This is a genomic window from Tenacibaculum sp. L6 (assembly GCF_028823685.1).
GTDB lineage: Bacteria > Bacteroidota > Bacteroidia > Flavobacteriales > Flavobacteriaceae > Polaribacter.
The window spans coordinates 1-2,917 of record NZ_JAPEHZ010000114.1 but is presented as its reverse complement, the minus strand read 5'-3'; the positions used below and the strand labels follow the sequence as shown (position 1 = coordinate 2,917).

General features: G+C 29.2%; 4 protein-coding genes. All 4 read left to right on the top strand.

Annotation, left to right across the window (positions count from 1 at the left end; all coding sequences use genetic code 11):
- On the top strand, positions 1 to 494 hold a 494-nt coding region (locus OU788_RS12055), incomplete at its 5' end, for a sensor histidine kinase (RefSeq protein WP_274635394.1).
- A gap of 120 nt (positions 495 to 614) precedes the next feature.
- Positions 615 to 1,532 (top strand): IS1595 family transposase, encoded by a 918-nt coding sequence (locus OU788_RS12050; protein WP_274635393.1) that lies wholly within the window; start codon positions 615 to 617, stop codon positions 1,530 to 1,532.
- The gene (locus tag OU788_RS12045) at positions 1,525 to 2,514 is read left to right on the top strand and encodes a P63C domain-containing protein (protein WP_274635392.1); all 990 of its coding nucleotides are present in this window, start codon (positions 1,525 to 1,527) and stop codon (positions 2,512 to 2,514) included. The genes OU788_RS12050 and OU788_RS12045 overlap by 8 nt, the downstream gene beginning before the upstream one ends.
- Positions 2,515 to 2,594: 80 nt before the next feature.
- A partial coding sequence (locus OU788_RS12040; protein WP_274635395.1) for a response regulator occupies positions 2,595 to 2,917 on the top strand: 323 nt, incomplete at its 3' end.

Sequence of the window (2,917 nt, the reverse complement as noted above, 5' to 3'; positions counted from 1 at the left end):
TTAAAAATTTTGCAAAAGAAACCACACAGGAATTACGAGATACCGTTTGGGCAATGAATAAATCAGATATTTCTATTAAAGATTTACACTCTCGAATTGCAAATTTTATCGAAAAAGCGAAACAATCACAAAATAAAACTAATATAACTGTTAATGTAGATGAAAATTTTCCTGAAGATGTAACCTTTACATCCTTACAAGGACTGAATGCATTTCGCATTATTCAAGAGGCTACCAATAATGCTCTTAAATATGCAAAAGCTTCACAAATAACCATCCATATTTATAAAAAAGAAGATAATATATGTTTCTCTGTAAAAGATAACGGCAAAGGCTTTATAGAAAAAAACGTAGAATTAGGCAATGGATTATTGAATATGAGAAAACGATCCATAGAATTAAAAAGTCAACTCAACATACAAACTGAACTAGAAAAAGGGGTTGAAGTTTCATTTTGTTTTATAATTCCAAAAACAACAATACATAAGGTATGAAAACTAGAGTAGCCATTGTAGATGATAATAATTTTTGGTAACTATATATTATTTTACACTAAATTAATTTGGTTTTAGTGTAATAAACTTCTATATTTGTATTATCAAAAAGATAGTACAATGATTAACAAGGACTTCAAATCGATATTAGACTTACTTAATACTTTTCCAAATGAACAAATTTGTATTGACCATTTAGAGAAGTTACGTTGGAATGGTAATGTTGTAAGTCCTTTTGATTCTTCAAGTAAAGTCTATAATTGTAAAGGTAATAAATACAAGTGTAAAAACACTGGTAAATACTTCAATGTAAGAACACAGACTATATTTGATAATACTAAAATGCCATTGCAAAAATGGTTTTTAGCTATTTGGTTAGTAACTTCACATAAAAAAGGTATTTCTTCTCTACAGTTAGGGCGTGATTTAGATATTACTCAAAAATCAGCTTGGTTTATGCTACAAAGAATAAGAAACTGTTTTGGTATTGATAACGATGCTCAATTAGATAATGAGGTTGAAGTAGATGAAACTTATGTAGGTGGTAAAAATAAGAATAGACACGCTAGTAAAAAGGTTAAAAACTCACAGGGAAGAAGTTCTAAGGATAAAACAGCCGTAGTTGGTATGGTAGAAAGAAAGGGGAAATTAACAGCTAGAACAGTAGAAAACGTAAAATCAGAAACGTTAACATCTGAAATAATCAGAAATGTAAAAGAAAGCGCTAAATTATATTCTGATGAATGGCTAGGTTATAAAGGTGTAAGCCGTATTTACGACCACAGTATTGTAAAACATAATCAAAGCGAATATGTTAATGGCAGAATTCACACTAACACAATTGAGGGGTTTTGGTCGCTTTTAAAAAGAGGTATCGTTGGTATTTATCATTTTACTTCAAAAAAACATTTACAAATGTATGTTGATGAATTTGTATTTAGATACAATACTAGAAAAGGAACGGAAAGTAATAGGTTTAATCTTTTACTTTCAAATATAGAAAATAGAATAACATATAAAGAGTTAATAAATGGATAAGAAATTGAAAGCTACACACGAGGGAAACCTTGTGTTGAATGAATTTAACATATCTGCATACAATCTTCCAGATGGAGAGAGAGTATTAAGCAGAATAGGCTTTTTAAAAGCTATAGGTAGAACAGGAAAAGCAAAAGGAGGCAGGCAATATGATGATGAATTCAAAACACCTATATTTTTAAGTGCAAATAACCTCAAACCCTTATTAACAGAAGAAATTTTAGAGAATTCAAAACCTATTTTATTCACTGATTTAAACGGAAATGACAGTATTGGGTATAGAGCAGAATTACTTCCGCAAGTGGCTCATTTATTTTCCGTAGCTTACCATAAAAATATGCTAAAACCTAATCAAAAGCATATAGGTATTCAAAGTGATATTTTAGTAAAGGCTTTTTTAAAAATAAGTATAACATCTTTAGTCGATGAGGCTACAGGTTATCAATACGAAAGGGAAAAAGACGAGTTACAAAAAATTTTAAAGCAATATATAAGTGAAGAATTATTGCCGTGGCAAAAAAGATTTCCTGATATATTTTATAAAGAACTTTTTAGATTAAATGAATGGGATTTTACAGTAAATGGAATAAAAAAAAGACCAGGAGTTATAGGTACTTGGACTAAGAAACTAGTTTATGAACAATTGCCTAAAGGTGTTTTAAATGAACTAGAAAAGAATGTACCTAAAAGTAATAAAGGAAATAAAACTGCTAGATTTCATCAACTTTTAACAGATGATATTGGAAACCCTCATTTAACTGCACAAATAAACCAAATAGTTACATTGTTTCAGTTATCTGACAACATGAAACATATGTGGGAACAATTTGAAAGATTAAAGCTAAGACAGAGTGGTCAAATGGAATTGCCTTTTAATTTTGATGAAAAAGGTCACACAATAGAACCTATTGAAAAAAATAATTTATCAGACTTCAATCAAAAACTTAAAAAAGGGTTAGATTACAACCCTAAAGAAGATTAAAAATTAAAAAGCCCGAAATTAAAATAATCGGGCTAATTTATTATTTAGTGTAAACTTGTAAGTAGTTACCTAATTTTTTAATAAAAAGCACCAAAGAAAGCCTCTCTTTTTTTGAAGATATAAGCATCGTATTTACAGCCAACAACGGATTAGAATGCTTACAAAAACTTAGCGAAAATAAAAATACTGACCTGATATTAATGGATATTGATATGCCCAAACAAAATGGCATAGAAGCCACTGCCTTAATAAAACGAAAATATCCGCAAGTAAAAATAATTATGCTTACTGTTTTTGATAATGACGAACAAATTTTCAATGCAATACAAGCAGGAGCAGATGGTTATTTATTAAAAGACGACGAACCAAAAACTCTTTATAATGCTATCCCAAAAACCCTTAC

Coding starts and splice junctions, on each gene's coding strand:
- OU788_RS12050 (WP_274635393.1), top strand. CDS start 615: ATGATTAACAAGGACTTCAAATCGATATTAGACTTACTTAATACTTTT.
- OU788_RS12045 (WP_274635392.1), top strand. CDS start 1,525: ATGGATAAGAAATTGAAAGCTACACACGAGGGAAACCTTGTGTTGAAT.